Raw genomic sequence first — 23501 nt, 5'->3', positions numbered from 1 at the left:
CCTCACCGTGCTGGCTACGACCAGGACTTTCTGGGGCGGCGGGTGCCGCTCCCGTGCCCCAAGGATCCCGGCGTGGTGACCGAGCTCCTGCCCTACACCCACTTCACGGTGGTGCTGCGCCCGGATCGTAAGCTGGCCGCTGCGACGACGGTGGCCATCGACGGAGCACGCCTTCGCGGCTCCGACCGGGACAGCGCGTGGCGACTGGATCCGCGCGTCCCCGCCCACAGCCAGGCGGGAAACGAGCTGTACGCGCGCAACTCGCTGGACCGCGGGCATCTCGTCCGGCGGTTGGATCCCGTATGGGGCGACCCCGTGGAGTCGGAGCAGGCCGACGAGGACACCTTCCACTACACCAATGCCGCCCCGCAGGCCGACATCTTCAACCAGGCACTGGAGCTGTGGCTAGGCCTGGAGAACTATCTGCTTGATCACGCCGCCCGGTTCGACCGGCGCCTCGTTGTGCACTCGGGGCCCGTCCTGCTCGACAGCGATCCGCTCTACCGAGGGGTGAAGATCCCGCTCCGGTTCTGGAAGGTCGTCGCGTTCGTCGACGACGGCAGTCTGGCCGCGACCGCTTATGTACTGGACCAGCGCCCGGACCTGACCGACGCCGCCCAAGCGCTTGCCGCCGCGGAGGCGGCCGGTGATCCGCCTCCTCTCGGCGCCTTCCGCACCTTCCAGGTCCCCGTCGACGATGTCGCCAGGGTCACTGGCCTCGACCTCGGGCCGCTGCCGGCCGTCGACCGGATGCCCGTACCCGCGACCGCGGCACCGGGCCCGGAGCAGTGGATGCGCCTCGGATCCCACGAGGACATCGCCTGGCGCGGTACGCCGCGGAGCTGACACGGGCCGACCGGCAGCGGTTGGCCTATTGGCTGGGCACTTCGCCTGTTCAGCGGTACATGCAACGGCAGCGCGCCGCCATGATGAGGTGTCGTCCCCGTCACGAGATGCCCGAATACGCCCGCCGGTCAGACCCGCCGCGCGCTCAGTGCCCGGCCGGTTAGGAGAGAGCATGCGCGTCGTCCTGCAGATGCGGCCGGAGCCCGATGTTGTGGCCGCGGTCATCAACCCGGACGTCTCGGCAAGCGCCCAGGAGGTCTCCGGGGAAGTGCCCGGCGTGGCGCTCGACCCGGACTTCGCACCGGTTCCGATCCCCCAGCCCGTACCGGCGTCGCGCGCCGGTGACCCGCTGTCACTTGAGCAGCCCTTCAACTTCTCCATGGCGCCGGAGAACGCCAGTGTCCTGGTGCGCGGGGAGATCCAGGACTACAACATCGCCAGCAGGCTGGCCATGCTGGCGACCGCACGGCCCGACATCGTCGGAATCTCCTCCGACCCAGTCATCGAGACCATGCCGACCTGCGGTGGAGACGCCCCGGTGGGCGACTGGCACGACGTCGAAGGTTCCCTCACCGACCTCAGGAGCGAGGGCCTCGACGGCTCCGGGGTGAGCCTGGCCATCGTGGACAACGGCATCAACACCGCGCACCTCTCCCAGGTGCTGGGCCGCGACGTCTCCGTCGACGCGGCACGGAGTTTCAAACCGGCAGGAACCGCCGCCCAGTTCGGACAGTTCCCCGTCGATCACGGCAGCATGTGTGCCTTCGACGCGCTGATCGCGGCCCCGGGTGCCGCCCTTCTGGACGTCCCCGTACTGCGCTCCACCCGCCCTGGTTCGACGGTCATGGAAGGGCTGCTCTCCGATGCGATCGCCGCCTTCGCGCACCTGCGCACCCTTCTCGAAGCGATGCCCGTTGAGCAGCGGGCCATGGTCGTCAACAACAGTTGGGGCTCTTTCAAGCCCAGTTGGGACTTCCCGCCCGGCCACCCGGGGAACTACTCGGACAACCCAGCCCACCCTTTCAACCTCGCCGTCACCGCCCTCGAACGGGCCGGTGCCGACATCCTCTTCGCCGCCGGCAACTGCGGCCGCGACTGTCCGGACGGCCGCTGCGGCTTCACCGACCGCCCCATCAACGGTGCGAACTCCCACCCCCGCGTGCTGTCCGTCGCGGGTGTGGACACCCGCAAAGCCCGCGTCGGCTATTCCTCCCAAGGCCCCGGCCGACTCACCCTCCGCAAGCCCGACATCTCGGCCTTCACTCACTTCGAGGGCTCCCTCGCGTTCGGCGAGGGCCGCCCGGACTCGGGAACCTCCGCGGCGTGCCCCGTCGCCGCGGGCGTGGTCGCCGCCGTACGAACTCGGCTGCCCGTCCAAGAGTTGTCACCGGCCCAGATGCGTACGCTGATCCGGCGCACGGCCGAGGACCTGGGCATGGCGGGCTACGACTTCGACTACGGCTACGGCATCGTCGACGCGCCCGGTATCACGGAAGCCTTGCGTCGCCGCCAGAAGAACGGCCGCCGCTAGACCGCGATCGACGCCCGCATGGACCCCGCCTCCGGACACTGACAGCCGTGAGCTGGTATTACCACGTCAGCCCCGCCCGCAAGGGTCACTCATCGCCTATGACCACTCGCCAGACTTCGGATTTGCTCATCGAGGAGTCGTCCGCCGTGGCCCATCAGCCCCCGACCACCCTCATCACCGTCACCCTGCCACCCGGCTCGACCCTCCAGGACGCCATGCGGCGCCTGGGTATCGCCTCCGGGGAGGTCGACGAGGAGTACGGTCTCGTGCTCGTCGACCCGGAGCAGCAGTCGTACGCCCTTCTGGTCACCGAGGAGGCCGGCGCCCGCCTCCAGGGCGCTCGCGGCGGTCACGGGCCCCACGCCAACCCGCGGATGGAGCCCTTCGGCCCCCCGTCACCGCCAGGTCAGGATCGGTCGCCCGATGACAGGGATGACGGAGGGGCATGAGAAGTACCGCGTCCCGCGACCTCGACCTCGAGCATTCAGCGAAGTTACCCACCAAACACCAAAGGAGCCTTGCCATGTCGGACACGGCACGTCAGCAGCCCTGCAATCACACGAACAGCCGACCGACGGTGAAGAGGGGCTCCTCGGGCACCGCCGTGAGACAGGCGCAGTGCTATCTCAACTTTGCGATGACCGGGGACAACCTCGTCGAGGACGGCTCCTTCGGGCCCGTCACCGAGGCAGCTACCCGGAGATTCCAGACGTGCGCCGAGATCACAGTCGACGGCGTCATCGGTGCCCAGACATGGTCGTTCCTTACGTTCTGGGCCAACTCGACGGAGCACGTCTGCTGACGCCGTCCCATCACGTCCGGGCATCGTGCCGTGGCCTGAGACGGCTCACGCCGCCGAGGCAGGCACAGACTTCGCCACGATCAGGCGCTGTCCGACGCCGATGACATCCGGGTCCTCGATGTGGTTCCACTTCACGAGCTGCTCGACCGTGGTCCCGAACCGCTCCGCGATCTCACTGAGCGTGTCACCCCGCTTGACCGTGTAGTGGGTGAGCTGAGGCGAGTCGGACTTCGCCACGGTCAGGCGGCGTCCGACGCCGATGACATCCGGGTCCTCGATGTGGTTCCACTTCACGAGCTGCTCGACCGTGGTCCCGAACCGCTCCGCGATCTCACTGAGTGTGTCACCCTGCTTGACCGTGTAGACAGTCATGTTCTGTGCGTGCGTAGTCATCTCTCCCACCTCCATGGGGTGATCTCTGCCGGAATCGTCGATGCTCACCGCCTCGACGCCGAAAGCATCCTGAACCCGTGGCTGGGGCGCCTGCCCGGAAAACAATTGGGGTTGTGCCATTACGAACTTCGGCGTCGGTCTCGGCAAGGAAGGGCGACGAACCACGATGTGTTCAAGCGGGTCGCAGAGGCGTTACCCCGCCGCGGGGTCGCGCGCCTACGGTCGCTGATCCACCCGTACCGTCCGACGCTCGCGGCACATACTTCACGCTACGCCGACAGGGGCGAGCTGCAACTTTTGCTACAGCGAATAAGCGGCTGCATGCGCAGGGTGGGCACGCGGCTGACGGAACTGCCGGGCGCTTCCGCAACGCGCCTGCGTTCATAGCTGAAGGCCAACCCCAGGGGCGGCGACACCCGGCGGGGCCGCCGCCCCCGGGGTTGTGGGCGGAGTGCCCGGCTCGTCTCTGGGCACTCCGCCCCTCTCTCCTCAGGGTGTGAAGGGCCGCTGCCGAAGGAACCGGTTGTCGGTGCGACCGGTCACGAAGAAGTTCGGACTCTGGGTAGCCGGCATCTGCTTGAGGATCTCGCGGTGGAACGCCTTGTAGCCACCCTTGAACTTGCCGCCGTTCCACACTTGGAGCAGGGTCGCGGTGAACAGGCCGTTGCGCAGCCCGTCCGCTGCGAGCTGGTTGTCTTGGCAGGCAGAGATGAGAAGGGCCGTCGCACCCAGGTCACGAGTGTCCTTGACGCCTAGGTCCCGTTGGATGGCGTCGTAAAGCTTCTTGTCCCGCTGGTAGAGATCGGCCTGTTGCGCCAGGGGCATGAGCCTGGACGTCGTCTCGATGCGGGCGGGATCGGTCGTCTGGAACTGTTCTCCCATGGCCTCGGGAGTCAAGAGCTGGCGCACCTTGAGGCCGGTTCCGCTGTGGCAGCAGTCCAGGAGTGCCAAAATGCGAACGCCCTCGGCAAAGGCTTCCAGCTCCCTGTGCAGTTCGTCGTCGATGTACTCGCGATCGAACAAGCACATCGTCTCGTCCAGCCGGTCCGGCTCATCCTCGGGCCCGTTGATATCGGGCACTTGCCCACCATGGCCTGAGTAGGTGAAGAGCAGAATGTCCCCGGCCGTCACAACCTTTGCCGCGCTGCGCAGCGCGGCGTTCACGTTCTCAACCGTGGCCTCAGCGCTGAGAAGGGTTGTCTGCTCCTCAAACCCGGCTTGGTGGGCGAGTTGTTGCATGTCGCGGGCGTCGTTCTCGCAAGCGATGAGCTTGCCGTCCCACCCGCCGTACTTGTCGGGATCAACCGTGTTGAGGCCGATGTGAATGGATACACCGCGAGCCATGAGGTGCCTCCTTCGCTGCGGACGGAGCCGGCCGTCCAAGTGCTTATCCCCTGGAGGTGAGCTAACCATTGATTCGGGTGGAACTCATGGAAGAACTAGGCCATACGGGTAACCCTCGGTTTCGCGTAGGCGTGCTGGAGTGCAACGGCAGCAGCCGTGCGCGCCGCAACGTAACCCATCGCGAACATGCGGCCGCCCGTGCCGAGCAGGAATTGGCCCTTGCCTCCATCGCGATCCGTCAAGCCCTGACCTGGATGGCCTCCCACTCCACAGACGGCGGCCGCATGACATCGCACGGAAACCCTTCCGGCGACCGGAGCTATGAAAAGGAGAGTCATGACCGCCGCACCGCAAGCCATTCCCTGGGGGCCACCGAGCCTGACCAGCCAGATCCTGCCGCAGCCGTCCTCGTGGTCCGGCTGGGACGAACCTCCACCGAGGAAACGCAGGACCCGACCCGTTCCCTTCCCCGTCAACTGCGTAATGCCGTGGGTGATCGTCGGCCACTTCTACGACATCGGGTCGGGGCGCAAAGACCTCGATGCACGTGGACGAAGCCTCGCGCACGAACGCTTCCATACCCCCATCCCTCGCGACGGGGGTGTCGCTGATCTCCTGGAGGAGGTCACAGTCGAGGAAGAGCTGGAGCAGCGCGGGGTGGCACTCTGCGCCGCCGACGAACTGGCGATGGCGGTCACCGATTTTGCGCCGCCGAGGACGGCGACCAGGCACAGTGCGAGCAAGGAGCCGATTCGGTATCGACAGCCGTGAACACGACGCGGATCGGGTACCTCGTCCCGTATCTGGGCCAGCGTGCGCAGGTCGGCTGGAGGGCATGCGGGGTCGGCATCCTCGCGGTGGCGTGCGAGGGCGTCGACCAGGGAGGATGACACGCGAACGCGACCCCTGTCCGTGATCTACGGCTTCGACAACTTTGATCATCAGGGGTCGTGTTTGACTGCTTCCAGTCGGGCCATTCGGTCGCTGCTCGATCTAAGGGCTGTCCCGTAATCCCTGGTGGATCAGCGCGCGGCGTCAGATGCGGTGCTTCCCAAGGCGGAGGGGCGTCCTCATGCTGGGCGTATCCGGGCGTTCCGGCACGCAGCGAGGTGCGGCAGCTGACGTCGTGCGCCCGCCAGGGATCACGGGACAGCCCTTAGCGGGGTGAACCGCTCGTCATATCGCCTGAGCACGTGTCCGCCTTGGCTGCGTACGCCGCGGTGAACCGCTCGGCGGCCTCCCAGAGCTCGCCTTCGCGCTGCGGGTCGTAGGACTCCTGCGACGAGCGGTCCGCACGGCTGCGGTCGACATAGGAGCCGGTCGGCGCATAGGTCGTGCCGAGGACGACGTCGGCGAGGTAGCGGCCCGCGGCACTGCGGCTGGTGGCGAACGGGGTGAGGGTCATCACCGGCATGATGCGGCGCATCGCGAACCGGGAGACGGGTCCTGCGTTGCGGGCGAGGCCGGTGCCGGGGACGAACCCCGGGTTGTAGGCGACGGCGTCGATCCCGGCCGGCAGCCGGCGCGCGTACTCGTGAACCAGGTAGATCGCGGCCAGCTTGCTCGTCGAGTACGCGGTACGCCCGCCGGCCGCGGTGTCCGGCTTGGAGAAGGCGCCCGTGCGGGCGAGGACGCCCGGGGACTTCCAGGCCGGGCCGGGCACCATGCCCAGGTTGTGCTTGAAGTCGCCGAAGTGGGTGTCGCTGGCGGTGATCACGATCCGGGCGGGAGCGGTGAAGCGGTCCTGGAGCAGTCGGACGAACAGGTGGTTGGCGAGCACGTTGACGGCGAAGGTGGCCTCGAACCCGTCGGGTCCCTCAGTCAGCGCGTTCGTGTACTGCATGCCTGCGTTGCCCACGAGGCCGTGCAGCGGCGGCAGGTCACCGCGGTCGAGCCGGTCGCGGATCTCGCCGGCGGCCGAGCGGACGCTGGCCAGCGAGCCGAGATCCGCCGAGACGTGCGAGACCGTGTGCCCGCCCGCGCCGAACTCCGCAGCGAGCTGCGCGCCGGAGGAGCCACGAGCCACGACCAGCAGGTGCGCGTCCGGCGACCGGCGCAGGAGGTGCTCCGCGGCGACGCGGCCGATCCCGCGGCTCGCGCCCGTCATCACGATGGTGTGCTCCATGGAAGGCTCCTCAACTGGTCAACCGATGGCGCCCGGCTCGGGCGCATCTCCACGTTCGCCGGTGGCGCCACCGCCAACCAGTGCCGTCCCTGTCACTAGGACTGCCAGTACCCAGGCTCATCCGGCGCCGCGCAGCGAGAATGAACCCATGGCTTCCTCCCGCTCCGATTTCGCCGCACTCCTGCGCGCCTGGCGCGACCGGCTGTCCCCGGCCGACGCCGGCTTCACGATGACGGACGGCCGTCGGGCACCGGGACTGCGCCGCGAGGAGCTCGCACAACTGGCAGGGCTCTCCGTCGACTACGTCCTGCGCCTGGAACAGGGACGCGCGAAGAACCCCTCGGCCCAGGTTGTCGGCGCCCTCACCCGGGCCCTTCAGCTCTCCCGCGCTGAGCGCGACCAGCTCTACCGAAGCGCCGGGCTCCTTCCGCCCCAGGACGGGAAGGTCAGCACCCATGTGCCCCCAGGCATCCAACGGCTCGCCGCGCGTCTGGGCGACGTACCGATCGGGGTGTTCACCGCCGACTGGACCCTGGTGTGGTGGAACACCACGTGGAGCGCCCTGCACGGCGACCCCGCCGCCCTCCCGGCCGCCGAGCGGAACCTCGCCCGTGCACTCTTCGGCGACGGCGCCGCACATGACTCGATGCTTCCCGTCCAATCCGAGCGCGGACAGGACGCCTTCGCGGAGTCGATCGTCGCCGACCTCAAGGACGCCGTGTCCCGCTATCCCAGGGACGCCCAGCTCGATCGTCTCGTGCAGGAACTGCGCGAAGTATCCGATGCCTTCGCCCATCACTGGGCCACGCAGACGGCCGCCGCCCAGCACACGACGGACCGCAAGACGATCCGGCATCCAGAAATCGGCGACATCCTGCTCGACTGCGACGTCCTCATCGTCCCCGGCGCAGACCTGCGCATGGTCACCTACACGGCAGCGAGCGGAAGCATCGAGGCGGGAAAACTGGACCTTCTTCGCGTCACAGGCGGCCGTACTGCCACCGCGCTCCCCTGACCGGCGGCTGCTGGGCGGGCTCGCCACGCCGTTCGGGCGAACCTCACCGCTGGCGCCGACCACTCTCGGTCACAGCCCGAGCACGCGTTGACCAGCCATGCTTTGCGTGCCCCGGCAGGGCACCAGACACATGAGAACGCCCGCCGACCATGGTCTCCGGGGCCACGGGTCACCATCGAGTCCACTCTGTACCGGTGAAGCAGCTTGGCCGTCGGCCTCAGGCCCGACTCCTGGGAGGAGGGCGGTCGAGGTTTCTGGTGCCCGCGCAACGTCCACGCTGGGGGCGGTGATGGTGCACCGAGGCCCGGTGGCTACTCTCTCCGTTGATCTGGAGTGAAGGGAAGCAGCCTGTGCGCAACGCCGCCGTGACGCTCGAGGGCGACCAGATCCGCTGGGTTGAGCTGCCGGGACAGGAGCCGTCCCGCGTCTACGTCCATGGTCTGGGCGCCACGTCGCCGGCCTACTTCGCGGAGGTTGCGGTTCATCCTCTGCTCGCCGGACGTCGTTCGCTGCTGATCGACTTGCTCGGACACGGCATCAGCGACCGGCCGACGGACTTCGACTGCACCCTGGAATCCCACGCTGATGCACTCGCCGCAGCCCTGACCAGCGCGGGTGTCGCGGGTGCCGAGCTGATCGCGCACAGCATGGGTGGCTCAGTGGCCATAATCCTGGCCGCCCGGCACCCCCAGTTGGTCTCCCGCTTGGTCCTGATCGACGCCAACCTTGACCCGATCCCGTCCGCACCCGGCTCCGCGGGCAGTAGCGGCATCGCCGCCTACTCCGAGGAGGAGTTCCTGGCGGGCGGCTGGGAAGAGATCCGAGACCGGGCTGGCCCCCACTGGTGGTCCACGATGCGCCTGGCAGGCCGGGAAACCCTGCATCGCAGCGCGGTCCACCTCGCCCGAGGCACCGCTCCCACCATGCGTGAGCATCTGCTGGACCTGAAAATCCCCCGTACCTACCTGCTGCCCGAGGCCGACGGCCCGCTCCCGGGCACCGATGCACTCATCGAAGCGGGGGTAGCCGTGGTCTCGGTCCCGGACTGCGGGCACAACATCATGCTGGACAACCCGGAAGGCTTCGCCCGCGCCACTGCGGCGGCGCTCTCTGACCACGACCAGCAATAGAGCCCAGGCGGCCCGTGACGCGGAGTGAGCCGCACGGGTTCCCCATGAGTGATGACGAAGGAATGGGCCCGTGCGCGGTCATCTTCCATAACGCCCTGGATGTCGCGGAGGTCGTCCGGCAGCTTCAGGAGGAGGGCCTGATCATCGACCCCGAGGACCTGGCCCACATTGCCCCATACCTGACCGAGCACATCCGCCGCTTCGGCGAGTACTCCACCCATGAACTCGATCTCCAGCCCGAGGCGTACGACCCGCACTTGAACGTCGACTTCAGTCCGCTGCGCGGCGATGACCCGCCCGCCCCGAGCGGCTACGGCCAGGCGGCGTGATCACCCGCCTGCGTGCTGGGAGCACCTCGCCGGCTGAGTGCGCTGATCGGCCGGCTCAGCGGACTCGGTCGTAGACCATGGCGATCTCGCCCAGCTCGCCGGTCTCCTGGTGGGTGAGCTTCCACTGCGAAGCTGGCAGGCCGTCGTCGAACAGTCGCTGCCCGTCTCCGGCGACCTCGGGGAAGATCATGAGGTACAGCCGGTCGAGCAGATCTGCCGCAAGGAGCGGCTTGATGACACTCGGGCAGCTGTTGACGAGGATGTCGCCCTCGCCGGTGGCCTTGAGTTCGGCAACGACGTCGGCGGCTGGGGCGTTTACCACGCGGGTGTGTTCCCACGGAGCTTCGGTCAGGGTGGTCGAGAGGACCACCTTTTCCGTGTCCACCAGCCACTTTGCGTATCCGCGGTCGCGCGGATCGGCGTTCTCGTCCTCGGCGACCGTCGGCCAGTAGCCCAGGAATCCCTCGGCGTTGATCCGGCCGAGCAGCGCCGTCGTCGCGCCCTCCCAGATGCGGGTGAGTTGGCCCCGCGCGACCTCGGAGGTCACATACGGCGCGAACATGCTGAAGTCGCTGGGCCCGCCAGGACCGTGGTAACGCCCGTCGAGGGAGAGGCTCAGGTTCGCGGTCACCCTGCGTCCTGTCGAGTCAGTCATTGCGTGCTCCTTGTGTCGGTGCTGTCGGTGCTGTCGGTGTCGTGCGGGTCTGCGGCGAGGGTCGCTGCGAGCTTGTCGAGGCTCTGGCCGAAGCTGATCTCGATGCCTGCGATGAAGTCAGCGGAGTCGACGGTGCTGTCGGTGATCCGCCAGTGGACGTCGAGGTCCGTGCCGGTCCCGGTGGGCCGCAGGTCGAGGGCGGCGTGGGCGGTGAAGGCGAGGCCGCCGTCGGGAAGCAGCGGGGAGAGCCGGTAGGCGAGGCGCTCACCGGGGCGGACGTCGTCGACGACTCCCTCCGCGCGCCCGGCGACCAGGTCCAAGCCGTCGGCGTCCTCGACATCGCGGTACTCCTGGACGATCCGCCCGCCTTCTCGCGCCTCGAAGACGAGCTCAGATACGCGGAGGTCGTGAGGCGTCCACCATCGGGCGAGCAGGGAGGGCTCGGTCAAGTGGCGCCACACCAGCTCGGGGCGCCCCGTCAGCGACCGGCGGAAGCTGAACGAACGGCCGTCGGCCCACCCCGGCTCCTCCGCGGCGAGCCGCTCCGCGTGGAGGCTGGCCCCGTAGCGGTCGTAGGTCTCGCGCGGGCCCCCGGCCTGCTCCGCGGTGTCGGCGAGTCGGCCGAGCGCAGCCGCCAGCTCCCGCAGGGGACCGGGCCGGAGCGCGTAGATGCGGCGCTGGCCGGTGCGCTGGGAGGTGACGACGCCGGTGCGCTCAAGGGTCTGCAGGTGCTTGGTCGTCTGCGGCTGGCGAGCCTCGGCGAGCTCGGCGAGGACACCGACCGGACGGGGCCGCTCGGCGAGCAGGCTCACGAGCCGCCAGCGGGCCGGGTCGGCCAGTGCGCTAAGGAGTACGTCCATGACGACGAGTATTCACTGGCAGGAATATTCGTGTCAAGGAATGAATTGCTGCTCCGTCGGAGCGGCCCAACCGGATGAAACGCCCTCATGAAACGGTCTGGGGTCGTGAGTGACGACTTCACGCGCGTGGAAGCGCACGACTGTCCGATGTCCGCCTGCGCCGCCCCGGCCGGCTCACCCTGCCGCACAGGCAAGGGCAAGGTGGCCATCCAGTACCACACCGCCCGCTTCCGCCTCGTGCCCCGGCTCGCCAAGGCGTTGAACGTGACGACCCCCGCCGTGTGCAAGCCGGGCCCGGCGTGGACGGAGCTACCCCGGCCCGTGAGTGCCGGGGCCGAGCCGGTCGGCCACGTTCGTCTCGGCTATGCCCGCGCCTCGACCGCGCGGCAGTCCCTGGACGCACAACCCGACTCGCTCGCCGAAGCCGGGGTCACCCGGATTTTCTCGGAGAAGATCTCCACCCGCGCCACGAAGCGGCCCGAACTGGAGGCCGCCATCAAGCTAGCCGGGGAGATCCGCTCCTCCGGCGTGCGCGTCACTCTCGTCGTCCACGAGCACAAACGGCTCGGCCGCGGCATCGAACTCGCCATGCTCGTTGAGCAGCTGAAGGCGAGCGACGTCGGCCTGGAGTTCCTCACCGGGGAGCTGAAGGGCACGCACGACCTTCCGGCATCGTGTTCACCGTGCTGGCAGCCATGTCCGGCATGGAGCACGAATACATCCGCGACCGCACCCTCGAAGGCCACGAGTCCGCCCGCAAGCGCGGCAAGACCATCGGCGGCGCGGGCGTCACCGACGACGACATGCTGTCCATGGCCCTCCATCTGCGCAACCAGGAGATGAGCCTGCGCGACATCGCCAAACGGCTCGTCATCACCACGGGCGCGAAGAAGGGCCAGCGCCCCTCGCCCGCCACCGTCATGCGAATGCTGCGAGAACACGACGAACGGACCGCTGCGGTCTCGGCGCCGTAGACGGCCCGTCAGGCATTCGCGCTACCACGGCAAGCGGGAGCACCTGGCCCAGACCACTGATGCCGTCGCGTCCTTGGCCTCCCATCGGGCGGCCCGCCGCTGATCCCCCACCCCACAACCTGCCAGGCCAACACGTCCCAACCGCAACTGCGGACATCGTCGTAAGGATCATCTTCGGAAAGCGGATGGCTCTCAAGTGAGCTGCCTGTAGCCGCTGAGCGGAGATGCGATGGACATGGGACGTCACGCTGCCCCAGCTGGGCACTCATCTGTCTGCCATCTGTCTGCGCTTCCCGACGCGCTCCAGCGCACGATCTACGACGCGTTCCAGCTTGAAGGTCCGCTATCTGCGGCCCAGCCGGGAGATCGAGATTCAGGTGACCGTGTCGGCGGCCACCGCCGACGATCTGGCGCGTCTCACCACGCAGACGCTGACGGCCGGGGCGGACGGCACCGGCGTTGACCAGCCATGCTTTGTGTGCCCCCGGCAGGAGGCACAAAGCATGGCTGGTCGTCCCCACGGTGGTGAACTGCGTATCCGCTCCACGATGACCGTTGTGGGGCGGACCGGGCTGGTCCGACTGAGCTGGGAAACGGTCCCCGGAGCGCCGGGCATCCGGTGAGGGGTAGGTGGCGCGGACTTCGTTCCCGGGGAGGTCAGCACTGTGCATGCAGCCGGGGGTTTCGGGCTGGCGCGGAGACGGAGAGGCGCTTCGCCTACTCCCACGCGAGTTTGCTGCGTCGCGCGTCGGACCTGGCCATTTGCGCCGGCGACGGTCACCGTCGTGTCATCGCATTACCTGTGGGACAGCGCAGACTGTGAAGAGACTGTGATCGCACGATGCCCGTTCTCATCGAAGTGACCGGTTCCGATCGGTACCAGGGTGACGGTTCGGGGCTTTACGCTCGTGTGGTGGACTCCGCGACCGAGGACAGCATCGACCCGATCAGGGGCTCCCGTGTGGCGGTTGTAGCAGGGGGCGTGGTCGCGCTCGTGGCGGCGCTGATCTGGTGGGATATCGGCTACGCCAACGCGCCCGTCGACTGCGACTCGAAGTTCGTCGTGGAGCTGCCCGACAGTGCCGAGAACGTCGAGTGCCACAGCAAGGACAGCCACGATGCGAGATGGCACTTCACGATGCCTACCGACGAGGCCGAATCCTGGTGGGCCGGACAGTCGGAGACTCGGCTGGACCTCGCGACGTGGCTCTTGACCGGTGGGACGGAGCTGTCTTCAGACGGGGACATCGTCGGCCGAGTGTCTGGGGGGGTGAGTGTGTATTACCCTGAGGACGAGGGTGGCCTCCTTGTCGTCAATCCGCGGGCCGATGGAATGTCGCAAGTGGTCATCAACGGCTCGTGGCACTGAATGTCCGTCCCGTGCAGTTGACAAGCGTCCGAGCGGATCAAGGCCAGCAGCAGCGGTCGGACTTCGATGAGAACGCACACAAGACGATAGAACCGGCGTTGCTCCATCGCTGCTCATCCATTCACCGGCTCATGAACAGGACCGGCAACCGGGATTTCAGCCTCGACTACCTCCGCGAAGGCGCCACCCCTCGTCGCCGGGCCAGCTCGGCCACTCCATCCAAGACCTTGTCTCCAACGGCTCCGGTCTACGCCAACGCGGCATCGGCTTCACCCCGCTGCATGAGGTGCTCGACACGACCACGCCGGGCGGGCGCCTGATGTTCCACGTCTTTGCCGCCCTGACGGAGCTCATCCGCGAACTCATCGTGCAGGGCACCAACGAGGGCCTCGCCGCCTCCCGCGCCCGACTCGGCCCGCCCGTCGGTCATGACCGACGAGTAGATCTGGCATGCCCGACAAACGGCTGCACGCCCTGCCTCTGTAGTCAATCAGGACGCGGTCGACGCCAGTTTGAGGCGTAGCCCGCCGGGGAGCATGTCCGCCCCCGGCGAGCCATGCGGCTTGTCGTCCTCTGTTACGAGTTGGTGCGCGATAGCGGAGATCGGCCATTGGGGGTCGAAGGCCGAGCGGGACCGTGAGCATCCCGGACGCGCTATCCGATTCCTGCTATCAGGATCGTGACGGACAGCGCCAGCGCGCCGAGGCCGCCGACCATACCCGCAATCGTGGCATCCCGACGGTCGGCCACTGCGCTCAAGTGGGTTCGTGTGGCGAGCACGAAGGCGACCCCTCCAGCCACGAACCACGGTCCCCACAGATACGTGTACCAGCGGCTGACCGACTGCAGGTCGGGGTCGATGTCGATTGCGTGTGTCTGTACGAGCAGTCCGTGTCCGATGAATTCCGCTCCATGCCAGACGAGCAGAACCGCCGCGCCCCATGCCATCAGTTGCAGGAGACGGTTCATCCCGCGTCCCCAGACGTGACGGTGCACCAGCCCCAGGCCCAACAGTCCGCCAACGACTTTGAGCACGCCCGTCACCCACAACACCGCGATGAAGCCGGGATCCCGCTCCCGGGCCTGCTCGAGCAGCGACGGCGCAAGCGTTGAGGAGGCCCCGGTCAGGCCGCCGCCCATCGCCCAGTAGAAGCTCGGAACGGCGAAGACGAATCCCCACACGGCAGCGGCGTACCCAGGCCATCTGGCCGGACTGCTCGCTGTATCAAGACGCAGATTCATGATCGCGATTCTGCCCGGTCCCTCAACGACCCGCTGCGACTCCGGCCGTGACGTGACACCGGTCATAAGGGTTCTTCGCGTGTGACCAAGAAGTGGGCCCGTGCGGCCTTGTCCATCCTGCCTTCTGCGGTGTCTCCCGTACTCATCTCGGCGACTTGATCAAGGAGTTGGCAGACCCGCGGCTTGCTCGGTGCGAGTCAGCACTGGATGAGCGGCGTGGTGCCGGGCGGCAACGGGAGGCCGGTGCCGGACCGAAGTACGACCTGGTCTTCACCGACCGGGTGCTGGTCACCCTGGTGCATCTGTGCACCGGGCTCCCCCACGCCGCGCTGGCCGCGCTGTACGACACCGCCCGTTCCACGGTTTCCCGGGCCATCAGCGAGATCCGCCCGCTGCTGGCGGCGCGCGGCTTCGCCGTCCCTGACCGCCCCGGTGTCCGGCTGCGGACCCTGGCGGACGTGTTCGCCTACGCGGAAGCCGAAGGGATTCGGCTGCGGATCGACGGAGCCGAGACCCAGGTTCGCCGGCCCAAAGCCAAACCGGCCCGGACGGCGGGCCTTCGTCTCCGGCAAGAAGAAGCAGAACACCATCAAGACCACCACCGTCAGCGACGGACAGGGCCGTCTGTTGGGGTCAGGTGCGGACCGGCCCGGCCGCATGCACGACCAGACCGCGATGCGTACTGAGGGCATCGCCGAGCAGTTCCGGGTCCGCCCGAAGGTGGGCGCCGAGGTCGACGAGGGTTACCGGGGCTGGCCAACGGCTTCCCCGACCAGGTCAGCGCCCCTCCGAAGAAGCCGAAGGACGAGGAACCACTCGGCGAGCGGTACGCATGGCGGGAGAGGCGCCGTCGGCAGTCCTCGGCCCGGATCTGCGTCGAGCACGCGAGTGCCGAACTACGGCAGTGGCGCCCGCTCCAGCGCTACACCGGCCGACGCGAGAACTACGCCGAGACCCACCGCGCGATCGCCTCACTGGTCTCGGACCGTTCCGCCCGCCGGGCAACCCGCCGCAAGCCGAGCACCGAACTGATGCTGGCCCCGTAGGCGGCCTGCTGATCAACCATCAGCCGACCCGCCAGGCCAGCATGCCCCTACCTCAATCGCGGACCGAGTCGTTAGCTTCCACTACGGGACGGCACCCCCATGCACACCTGCGCGCACGGGTAATCACGGTCGGCCACAGGCGGTGGATCGCTGTCCGGTGCAGGGTCCTCCGGATCTGATGTGGTCAGTGAGCTGCCGGTCGGCACGAGGGTGAAGGAGACGAACCTGGGTTTGTAGATACTCGGGTCCCTGTAGTGCGCGCCGTCTTTTCCGACGGTGGTGTCCAAGCTGTTGACGTTGTAGGACAGCGTCCAGCGGTCACCTGAGCCCAGGGTGTCGTGCACGTGGGCGTTGTAGGCGTAGATGAGCCCGTCGCCGTAGCTTCCCCACAAGCCGGTTTCGGGCGTCTCGTAGATGATCTCCTTGCCGGGGATGTGGCCGAAGCCGGTGTAGGGGTCGCAGGCGGCCCACAGGCGAACCTTCCGGCTGAAGGCTTCGGTGGTGTCCTGGCTGACCAGGACGAACGAGCCGTGCCACTTGGTGACGCTGAACTCGTTGGCGACCCCGGTGATGATGTTGCTGCCTTGTGCTTCCTCGCCCATCCACGCGTTCTTCTCCTTGTTCAGGAACACCCACTTGTAGGTCTTTGTGAGGTCGGTTCCTTTGACGCGTGCCACTCTCATCTTCTTGTGGGTGGGCGCGTCGTCTATCCCGTAGATGTAGGTGTAGCCGTCGCCGCTCTGTGAGGCCGGGAGGATCGCCGAGCCCCACTGGATGCTAGGAGTGCCGAGTGAGGGGTCGATGTCCGATGGGATTTCCCTGACGTCGATCGGGTTTTTGAGGTTCCCGAGGTCGAAGGTGGCGATGACCATCTTTTCGAGCTTGAACCCCCACGCGTCGGTCGGGTCGTATCTGTGCCACTGGTGGTAGATCACTTGGAGGCGTTTCGTCGGCCGCTCCTCGCCGAGGAGTTGAACGTCACCGACCATTCCGTCACCGAGCCAGTACCAGCGGTGGGGGTCTTCGTTCGGCATGATCGCGCGCGGGTTGTCGGTTGTTCCCCCGGTGATGGTCTTCAGGCTGCTGTCGTTCTGGGCGACGAAGGAACTGTTCACTAGGGGCGCGTTGGTCGGCCGTGTGCCGTCCGCGTTGAGCGGCCCCAGGAAAGTGTCGGAGAACATCCACAGCAGTCGCCCGTCAGGGAGCCGGACAGAGTAGGTCGAGTCGCCGCCGGTCCAGCCGTTCGGGGTGTTCTCGGCGTAGTTGAGGAACTTGCTCTCCGGTGGCGCCTTGGCCTCCACCTGCTTTGCCACCGGCCATTCGAAGTTCGAGCATACCTTGTGCTTAACTACGGAATGCTGCCCGATCTTGCTGGCGAAGCCTGGTTTTTCGTCTACACCGCAGAGCTGGTTGACTCCTCTAGTCATGTTGTAAGTGACCGTGGAAGCAGTGGACCACTCACGCTTCACGCCAAGATCGATGCCGATCTCCAGTGTTTTCTTGGCGTCAAGGGGAAGCTTTCCCTCCCAGGCGATTCCCTCCGAGCCGCCGCTTTCGTTGGACCTGTTCCACTCTTCGGTCGTCACCGGTCCGCAGTTTTCTGTATTGCTGCCGATCCAGTCAGGCCGCTCGATTTTCTTGTCGTCGGTCTCTGAGGTGTGAGCGACTGGCTCCCAGAGCGACCAGACATCGACCTGGTCTTTGCCCTGGTACACGCACTGGTACTGTTTGTATCGTATCCCCACCAGATACTTGCGGGCCCATCCCCTGGGTTCCCACGTTGCAGAGGTTTCGTTTTTCACGGTGACGGTCTTTTCTGCCGACCAGCCACCGAGACTCGCCGCAGCCTCATAGGTGACTTCCGCTTCGTTGGTGAAGGACATTCCTCCGGTGCCTTCACCTACGGGATAGGTCTCACCTATGTACGCCCAGACGTCCTCATGCTTCAGGAGGGTCTTCGTCTGGCAGGGAGGAGTGTATCCCTGCAATGTGGTGGGCTTCGCGGTGGTGGGCCTGGTTTGGGAGGGCAGCGGTTCTTTCGGTTCTACCTCTCGGAACACGGGGCGCAGTTCGTGTTTCGGGAGGATTTTGTCCACGTCCTCTGGTGTGGTGAGTGGATCTGCCCAGGGGATGATTCCGGAAGTCCCTCCCGTGTACTCCACGGTAGCCCCTGTCTCGGCGTGTTTGTCCGGCTTTCCCTCTCGTGGTATGCGGATAGCGAGCACGAACTGGACTCTGTTGTCGTCAGATATGTAATCCTTGTCTTTGATGTCGCTTCTCTTTAGTCGGGCCGCGAACTCGTTCCCTTCGGTTACTAGCGACATGGTGGGAAACTCGAGGCGGTGCACGGTGTCGCCTGGTTTCTGGTCCTTGATGGTTGCCGGGTCCGGGTCTGCCATCAGGTAAAATTCTGCGTCGTCCAGGGTTCTCTCACCCACGACGCGGCCGGTGAGGACCACTGGCCCGCTGGGTTCGAAAGAGATGCTTTCGGGCTCGGGTCGTCCGGTCCCCTTTGAGGTGGGCTCGGTTGTGACGTCACTTGCCTTTGCGGGCGTTTTCCCGGATTGGCCTGTCTGTGTCCCACAGCTCAGAAGTAGGAGAGAGGCAGCCAAACCCAGGATGAGGGGTCTTCGGCCTCTTGCCCGTACAGCGCTTCTCACTAAGTGATCTCCCTCGCTCAGCTCGGGTGGTTCCGTGCGCGATGCAATGCCTTGGGCATGGGCGCACCGCGTCGCGGACGTGGCTCGTGGGGAGTGGCAGGGCCATTCAACGTTCCTGAAGATCTACGGGAGAGGGGTGTTGTACAAAATGGCTTGAAGCGTCGGCAGCAGGGGCTGAAAGCTCTGCGGAACGGCGCCTTCGTCAATGGAGGGCAGCGTGGTGGTCTGCTGCTCCAGTGTGGGGCAGAACGCTGGCTGAACGCCCACTCGATAGCGAGCTGGACAGTGCCCGCCATCGATGTCATCAACGGCGGGCAGCTTGTCGCTATTGAACTTGAATGTGTGATGTCGGCTTGATCGTGTCAGCTGGTCAGGGTCAGGCCGGTTCCTATGAGGCAGCCGTCGATGAGGTGCGGTCGGTACTGGGTCTTCTTGAGGCTGCGCTTCACGGCGGCGGCGAGCTGGTCGAGGTTGGCGGCGGCGAGGTTGCCGATCGTTCGCTTCACCAGGGACCAGATGCCTTCCTGCGGGTTGAGGTCAGGTGCGTAGGACGGGAAGTGGAGGACGGTCAGCCAGTCCTCGTTCGCGGCGATGAAGTCCTTCATCTGCGGCATGAGATGGGTACGCAGGTTGTCCCAGACCAGGACGATGGGGCCCTTGATGGCGGCCGTGGCAAAGTCCAGATGTGCGGCCAGCCGAGTCCAGGCTGATGGCCACCGGAGTTCCAGGTGGATGGCCGTCTGACCAGTGGTGTTCCTGATCACTTCCTTAACTGGAGGAGACCCCTCCGCCCGTTTGCTGGTGTTTGCACGCATCAGCTACCGGCCGGAGAGGTCCTGTGACGAAGTCTGACACGGAGATTATGGAAATCCTTGAGGCGTACGACCTGACCGGGACGGTCTGGTCAGCGGCGACCTTGACGGGCCACCCGAAGACGGTCAAGCGGTATGTCGAGGCCCGCAACGGCGGGCGCAATCCTTATGAGCGAGAGCCACGGCCGAAGATGATCGATGCGTTCCTGGAGAAGGTCGAGGAGTGGGTCGACCAGTCGAAGGCGACGATCCGCGCCGATGTGGTCCACGAGAAGCTCGTGAAGATGGGCTACCGGGGCAGCGCGCGCTCGACGAGACGGGCGGTGAACGCGGCGAAGAGCGCGTGGAAGGCGGGCAAGCGCCGGACATACCGGCCGTGGATTCCCGAGCCGGGCCGGTGGCTGCAGTTCGACTGGGGCGAGGGGCCGCGGATCGGCGGCCGGCGGACCTGGCTGTTCTGCGCATGGCTGTCCTGGTCACGGTTTCGGGTGGTTATCCCGGTCTGGGACTGCACGTTGGGCACTTTGGTGGCTTGCCTGGACACCACGCTCCGGCGGATCGGCGGGGCGCCGACGTATGTGCTGACCGACAATGCGAAGACGGTCACCGTCGAGCACATCGCCGGGATCTTGGTGCGGCATCCGCAGATGGTCGCCGCAGGTCGGCATTACGGCTGCCAGGTGGTCAGTTGCGTGCCCTACGACCCCGAATCGAAGGGCGGTGCGGAGGCCACGGTCCGTATCGCGAAGGCCGACCTGGTGCCCACCAGCACGAACCTGCTGGCCGCCTACGACACCTTCGCCGAGCTCGTCGACACCTGCCGGACCTGGTGCGATGCGGTGAACTCGCGCCGTCACCGGGCGACCGGGCAGATACCCGCGAGCCGTCTGGATGTCGAACGCACCACGCTGCATGTCCTGCCCATCGAGCCGCTCGCGCTCGCGCTGGGCAAGGAGAGACTGGTCGGCTCAGACCGCACCATCAGCTTCAACTCGGTGCGCTACTCGACCCCGCCAGGCTATACCGGCGCGAGGGTGTGGTGCCGGGTGGTCGGCGAGGAACTGTCCATCACCGCCCGCACCGACTCCGGCGATCTCTCGGAGATTTGGCGCCACAAGCTGTCCACCCCGGGTGTTCCGCAGATCATCGACGCCCACTACCCCGACCATCCCGACGGCCGCAGCGTCCTCCAGCCGAGGCTGCAGCCGCGCTCGGAGGCGGAGATCGCGTTCGTGGGCATCGGCCCCGGGGGGCGTTGGCTCAAGGAGGCCGGACCCGCCGGCGCAGTCCGTATCCGCGCCAAGATGGCCCGCGCGGTCGAGCTGGCCACCGTCTTGGGCAACGACAAAGTCGACCAGGCCCTCGGTCTGGCGGCCACGGCCGGGCGCTTCGCTGACGAGGACCTGCTCTCGATCCTGGGACACATCGCGGACAGCAAGCCCGTCGGCGAGGTCGTCCGCGCGGACGAGGCCCACTCCGTCCAGAACGGAACCATCGGCTGGCAAGCCCTGGGCCAGTAGGCGACGACTTCAAGGAAGTTGCCCCATGGCCCCATGGTCAGTCGCCGACAAACCAGAGATACCGGTGTGACCCCTGCTCGACGACCTGGCACAACTTGCGGGCCTGCCCGACCCAGTCACCGCCGCAAGCGGCCGGGAGCCGGTCGAGTTCCGCGAGCAGCAGCGACACCTGCCGATGGTTGAAGACCGCGTCCCCATAGGGAATCAGGCCCCAGAGCATCGGGAACAGCCCCGGATTCAGATCACCGAAAGCGGAAGTCCACTGCAACCCGCACTCGGCCCGGGCTACGACGTCGCTGCTGTCACCACGCACCTGCATATCGATCACCCGGCGAGACTATCGGCGCAGACACCGACCGACGAAGGAACTCGCAACCATGACGTTTCCCCAGGCCCCGGCTCTGCCGGAGGAGCTCGACAAGCTCATGCGCCGCATGCGCCTGCCCTATATGCGCAAAGCGGCCCCGGACGTCCTCGCCACCGCCCGTGCCCAACGCTGGGACCCCGCCGAGGTGTTGCGGCTGCTTATAGCCGAGGAGGTCACCGGCCGCGACGCGGCCACCCGGCGTCTTCGCCGGCACTCGGCGAACTTCCCCACTGGCAAGACTCTGGGCTCCTGGCGAGCCGAGGACTCCACCATCCCCGAACCCACCCAGAACTCCCTGATCACCCTGGAGTGGATCGGCCGCGCCGAGAATTTGGTGATCGCCGGCCCGTCGGGGACGGGCAAGAGCCACTTCACCGAGGGCCTGGCCCAAGCCGCGATCGAGAAGGACCTGCGGGTGTCCTGGTTCACCCTGGAGACGCTGAGCGCCGCGATCGGCAAATCCAAGGTCGACGGGTCCACCGCACGGACCGTCGCCCGGATCTGCCGCGCGGACCTCATCGTCATCGACGACATCGGCCTGCTGCCCGTCGAGGAAGACGCCGCCGAGGCGTTCTACCGGATCATCGACGCAGCCTACGAACGCCGATCCATCGCGGTGACCAGCAACATTCACCCCTCGGGCTTCGACACGATCATGCCGAAGACTCTCGCTGGCGCGAGCACCGACCGTCTCATGCACCACGCTCACCTCGTGACCACCACCGGCGACTCGCACCGCCTCGCCGAGGCCCTCGCCGGGAAGGGAGTAGTCCCCTTGAGCTGACCCCCACCCCGGGAACACCACCGGCCATACGCCTGGCTTTCTGATGGCCACCAGCCTGGGCCTCCAACGGCCACCCACCTGGGCATCTCAATGACCGTTGACAGCCCTTGAGCTGGTTGTGCGCCCGCACGATGAGGTCGCGGTAGTCCTGCCAGGTGAAGCCCCTGGGTTCGCCCTTTCGGCCCCGGTGCACGCGGAAGCTGTAGATCAGCCGGGAGCGGTCTCCGGGGCGGAAGCAGACCATTCCCGCCATCGAAACCCGCCCTGAACCCCGGCCCCGGACGCGGACTACCGGCGTCTGGCCGATGCGGCCCCAGGACCTCGCGCGTGGCGGCCTCAGCGACTGGCTGGCCTCGTCCTCGCAGACGATCCAGGCACCGCGGGCCGCCGCCGTGCTTTTACCTGCGGCCACACCTCCTTCTTCCACAACTCCGCTGCCTCGTCCCCACGTTCGATCGCCTGGCGGGCCGGCTGCTGCCACGACCAGCCATGACGCTTCAGCAGTCGCCATGCCCCCTCCACCGTGTAGCTGACGTGGAACAACCGTCCGATCAGAGTCTTCACCCGGGCCAGTGTCCACCGCTGGTCAGCCCAGCCATGGGCGAGCGGACCGCGCTCCAACTCCCGCTCCAGTTTCGTGATCTGGTCTACCGAAAGCCCCGGGCGCCCTGGCGATCCCTTCGACCGAACGCCCTCTTCGCCCTGCTCGCGCCACTGACGGCGCCATCGCTCCACCGACCGCTCGCTCACCCGCAGCGCGGCCGCGATCTCCCGGTTCTTCGCGCCGCTCTCGAAGCGACCGACCGCTTCCAGCCGGATCCGCTCTCTTGCAGCCCTCTACCGACCCGACTCAGCCCCTGTCAGGCGAACGGCCCGACATCACCCAATCAAGTTCAGTAGTTTGCTATTCGGCGCTGGGCAGGGCACCAGCCAGATGGGAACGGCCGCCGACCGTGGTCTCGGGGGTCACGGATCACCGTCGAGTCCACGCTGTACTGGTGAAGCGGCTTGGCCGTTGGCCGCAGGTTCGAGCCTTGGGCAGGAGTCACCAAGCATGGCTGGTCATCCCCACGGCGCTGATCTGCGTATCTCTTCCACGATGGCGGTTGTGGGGCGGACCGGGTTGGTTCCGTTGGAATCGGGAACGGTCGCCGGACTATCCGGTACCCGGTAAGGGGTGTGGCGGTAGCGATTCTCGGCCGTCCGGAAGGACGGCTGCCACACCGCGCCCAGGATCTCGGCCGCCATGCTCATCTCGTTGCGATTCTCGGCCGTCCGGAGGGACGGCCGCCACCCCTGGTTGAGCAGCACAGATACCGCGTCGGCGAACCGTACAGGTCTGCCGAGTGGCGGCGTAGGGGGTGAGGTGGATATTTTCCTTCGGCGCTGTGTGCGTGTCGCGTGTGCACTTGGTGTTCCGAAGCGGGGCTGGCTCAGGGCTGAACCTGTCCGGTCAGGGTAACCGCTGGGGCATGGTGCGTCACTGATGTGTCGACCGTAGGCCCTCTGGGCTCCTCCGCAGACTTCGCGTCAGCCTCCGTCGCCACCGGTTCAACGCAACGTGGAGGCATGTTCACTGACCGTCTAGGACGGTTTCGGTTCCCTTCTGCATGCAAAAGTGATTCAGGTCACTAAGGGCGCGTGCTGAATGGTCATACATGTCTGCTTTGGTGGCGTAGATCAGTTTACTTAACTTC

Annotated in this window: 24 protein-coding genes and 3 pseudogenes; 16 read left to right on the top strand and 11 right to left on the bottom strand. The window is 66.8% G+C overall.

From position 1 onward, the window contains the following. Positions 1–72 precede the first annotated feature (72 nt). From LHJ74_RS13675 to LHJ74_RS13660, 4 genes are all read left to right on the top strand, one after another. Positions 73–846, top strand: a complete 774-nt coding sequence (locus LHJ74_RS13675) for a DNA/RNA non-specific endonuclease (protein ID WP_260218270.1) — start codon at positions 73–75, stop codon at positions 844–846. Between the two features lie 172 nt (positions 847–1018). Continuing rightward, entirely contained in the window at positions 1019–2377 is a 1359-nt protein-coding gene (locus LHJ74_RS13670) for a S8 family serine peptidase (RefSeq protein WP_260218269.1), read from the top strand. A gap of 98 nt (positions 2378–2475) precedes the next feature. Then, on the top strand, positions 2476–2826 hold the full coding sequence (locus LHJ74_RS13665) for a hypothetical protein (RefSeq protein WP_260218268.1): 351 nt from the start codon (positions 2476–2478) through the stop codon (positions 2824–2826). A gap of 74 nt (positions 2827–2900) precedes the next feature. Further along, positions 2901–3179 carry a peptidoglycan-binding domain-containing protein gene (locus LHJ74_RS13660; protein ID WP_260218267.1) on the top strand — a complete coding sequence of 93 codons (279 nt, stop codon included), beginning with the start codon at positions 2901–2903 and terminating at the stop codon, positions 3177–3179. 45 nt (positions 3180–3224) lie between these two features. On the opposite strand, the gene LHJ74_RS13655 is transcribed toward LHJ74_RS13660, so the two are convergent. The 4 genes from LHJ74_RS13655 to LHJ74_RS13640 form a co-directional block, all read right to left on the bottom strand. Beyond that, a complete protein-coding gene (locus LHJ74_RS13655) occupies positions 3225–3572 on the bottom strand; it encodes a LysM peptidoglycan-binding domain-containing protein (protein ID WP_260218266.1) in 348 nt (115 codons plus the stop codon). Between the two features lie 489 nt (positions 3573–4061). Continuing rightward, the gene (locus LHJ74_RS13650) at positions 4062–4916 is read right to left on the bottom strand and encodes a caspase family protein (protein ID WP_260218265.1); all 855 of its coding nucleotides are present in this window, start codon (positions 4914–4916) and stop codon (positions 4062–4064) included. Between the two features lie 509 nt (positions 4917–5425). After that, a complete protein-coding gene (locus tag LHJ74_RS34405; RefSeq protein ID WP_375546744.1) occupies positions 5426–5809 on the bottom strand; it encodes a transposase family protein in 384 nt (127 codons plus the stop codon). A 263-nt stretch (positions 5810–6072) separates the two neighbouring features. After that, on the bottom strand, positions 6073–7041 hold the full coding sequence (locus tag LHJ74_RS13640; RefSeq protein ID WP_260218263.1) for an SDR family NAD(P)-dependent oxidoreductase: 969 nt from the start codon (positions 7039–7041) through the stop codon (positions 6073–6075). 148 nt (positions 7042–7189) lie between these two features. Between LHJ74_RS13640 and LHJ74_RS13635 the strand changes: the two genes are divergently transcribed. The 3 genes from LHJ74_RS13635 (at position 7190) to LHJ74_RS13625 (ending at position 9515) form a co-directional block, all read left to right on the top strand. Further along, positions 7190–8056, top strand: coding sequence for a helix-turn-helix transcriptional regulator (locus tag LHJ74_RS13635; RefSeq protein ID WP_260218262.1), 867 nt, complete (start codon positions 7190–7192; stop codon positions 8054–8056). A gap of 350 nt (positions 8057–8406) precedes the next feature. Then, positions 8407–9186 (top strand): alpha/beta fold hydrolase, encoded by a 780-nt coding sequence (locus tag LHJ74_RS13630; RefSeq protein ID WP_260218261.1) that lies wholly within the window; start codon positions 8407–8409, stop codon positions 9184–9186. 44 nt (positions 9187–9230) lie between these two features. Beyond that, positions 9231–9515, top strand: a complete 285-nt coding sequence (locus tag LHJ74_RS13625; protein WP_260218260.1) for a Tn3 family transposase — start codon at positions 9231–9233, stop codon at positions 9513–9515. Between the two features lie 55 nt (positions 9516–9570). On the opposite strand, the gene LHJ74_RS13620 is transcribed toward LHJ74_RS13625, so the two are convergent. Further along, a complete protein-coding gene (locus LHJ74_RS13620) occupies positions 9571–10170 on the bottom strand; it encodes a dihydrofolate reductase family protein (RefSeq protein ID WP_260218259.1) in 600 nt (199 codons plus the stop codon). Next, the gene (locus tag LHJ74_RS13615) at positions 10167–11030 is read right to left on the bottom strand and encodes a metalloregulator ArsR/SmtB family transcription factor (protein WP_260218258.1); all 864 of its coding nucleotides are present in this window, start codon (positions 11028–11030) and stop codon (positions 10167–10169) included. Before LHJ74_RS13615 ends, LHJ74_RS13620 begins: the two co-directional genes overlap by 4 nt. An 87-nt stretch (positions 11031–11117) precedes the next feature. Here LHJ74_RS13615 and LHJ74_RS13610 point away from each other — a divergent pair. From LHJ74_RS13610 to LHJ74_RS34190, 5 genes and pseudogenes are all read left to right on the top strand, one after another. Continuing rightward, positions 11118–11615: pseudogene (locus tag LHJ74_RS13610) on the top strand (zinc finger domain-containing protein); the annotation flags it as partial. A gap of 98 nt (positions 11616–11713) precedes the next feature. Then, complete coding sequence (locus LHJ74_RS13605) at positions 11714–12004, top strand: serine integrase family protein (RefSeq protein ID WP_260218670.1); 291 nt, start codon at positions 11714–11716, stop codon at positions 12002–12004. Between the two features lie 332 nt (positions 12005–12336). Next, positions 12337–12627 (top strand): hypothetical protein, encoded by a 291-nt coding sequence (locus LHJ74_RS13600; RefSeq protein ID WP_260218257.1) that lies wholly within the window; start codon positions 12337–12339, stop codon positions 12625–12627. Positions 12628–12845: 218 nt separating this feature from the next. Further along, positions 12846–13373: a hypothetical protein gene (locus tag LHJ74_RS13595; protein WP_260218256.1), complete on the top strand. Its 528-nt coding sequence runs from the start codon at positions 12846–12848 to the stop codon at positions 13371–13373. A gap of 109 nt (positions 13374–13482) precedes the next feature. Next, positions 13483–13896, top strand: coding sequence for a recombinase family protein (locus LHJ74_RS34190; RefSeq protein WP_311203302.1), 414 nt, complete (start codon positions 13483–13485; stop codon positions 13894–13896). A gap of 131 nt (positions 13897–14027) precedes the next feature. On the opposite strand, the gene LHJ74_RS13585 is transcribed toward LHJ74_RS34190, so the two are convergent. After that, entirely contained in the window at positions 14028–14615 is a 588-nt protein-coding gene (locus LHJ74_RS13585; RefSeq protein ID WP_260218255.1) for a DUF3995 domain-containing protein, read from the bottom strand. Between the two features lie 92 nt (positions 14616–14707). Between LHJ74_RS13585 and LHJ74_RS34185 the strand changes: the two genes are divergently transcribed. Continuing rightward, the gene (locus tag LHJ74_RS34185) at positions 14708–15301 is read left to right on the top strand and encodes a helix-turn-helix domain-containing protein (protein WP_311203294.1); all 594 of its coding nucleotides are present in this window, start codon (positions 14708–14710) and stop codon (positions 15299–15301) included. Continuing rightward, the gene (locus tag LHJ74_RS34400) at positions 15204–15647 is read left to right on the top strand and encodes a hypothetical protein (protein WP_375546758.1); all 444 of its coding nucleotides are present in this window, start codon (positions 15204–15206) and stop codon (positions 15645–15647) included. The genes LHJ74_RS34185 and LHJ74_RS34400 overlap by 98 nt, the downstream gene beginning before the upstream one ends. An 85-nt stretch (positions 15648–15732) precedes the next feature. Here the strand turns inward: LHJ74_RS34400 and LHJ74_RS13575 are convergent, their stop codons facing one another. Next, the gene (locus LHJ74_RS13575; protein ID WP_260218254.1) at positions 15733–18060 is read right to left on the bottom strand and encodes a DUF5005 domain-containing protein; all 2328 of its coding nucleotides are present in this window, start codon (positions 18058–18060) and stop codon (positions 15733–15735) included. Between the two features lie 623 nt (positions 18061–18683). Beyond that, positions 18684–18980, bottom strand: a pseudogene (locus LHJ74_RS13570) (transposase); the annotation flags it as partial. Between the two features lie 203 nt (positions 18981–19183). On the opposite strand from LHJ74_RS13570, the gene istA reads away from it, so the two are divergent. After that, positions 19184–20653, top strand: a complete 1470-nt coding sequence (gene istA / locus LHJ74_RS13565; protein WP_375546757.1) for an IS21 family transposase — start codon at positions 19184–19186, stop codon at positions 20651–20653. 37 nt (positions 20654–20690) lie between these two features. On the opposite strand, the gene LHJ74_RS13560 is transcribed toward istA, so the two are convergent. Next, the gene (locus LHJ74_RS13560) at positions 20691–20972 is read right to left on the bottom strand and encodes a hypothetical protein (RefSeq protein ID WP_260218649.1); all 282 of its coding nucleotides are present in this window, start codon (positions 20970–20972) and stop codon (positions 20691–20693) included. A gap of 58 nt (positions 20973–21030) precedes the next feature. Between LHJ74_RS13560 and istB the strand changes: the two genes are divergently transcribed. Then, complete coding sequence (istB, locus tag LHJ74_RS13555) at positions 21031–21804, top strand: IS21-like element helper ATPase IstB (RefSeq protein WP_260218251.1); 774 nt, start codon at positions 21031–21033, stop codon at positions 21802–21804. A gap of 103 nt (positions 21805–21907) precedes the next feature. Here the strand turns inward: istB and LHJ74_RS13550 are convergent. Further along, positions 21908–22623, bottom strand: a pseudogene (locus LHJ74_RS13550) (IS630 family transposase); the annotation flags it as partial. Positions 22624–23501 lie beyond the last annotated feature (878 nt).

The organism is Streptomyces gossypii (assembly GCF_025165795.1).
GTDB classification, from domain to species: domain Bacteria; phylum Actinomycetota; class Actinomycetes; order Streptomycetales; family Streptomycetaceae; genus Streptomyces; species Streptomyces gossypii.
The sequence above is the reverse complement of the archived record's forward strand: the minus strand, read 5'-3'. Positions and strand labels throughout refer to the sequence as shown.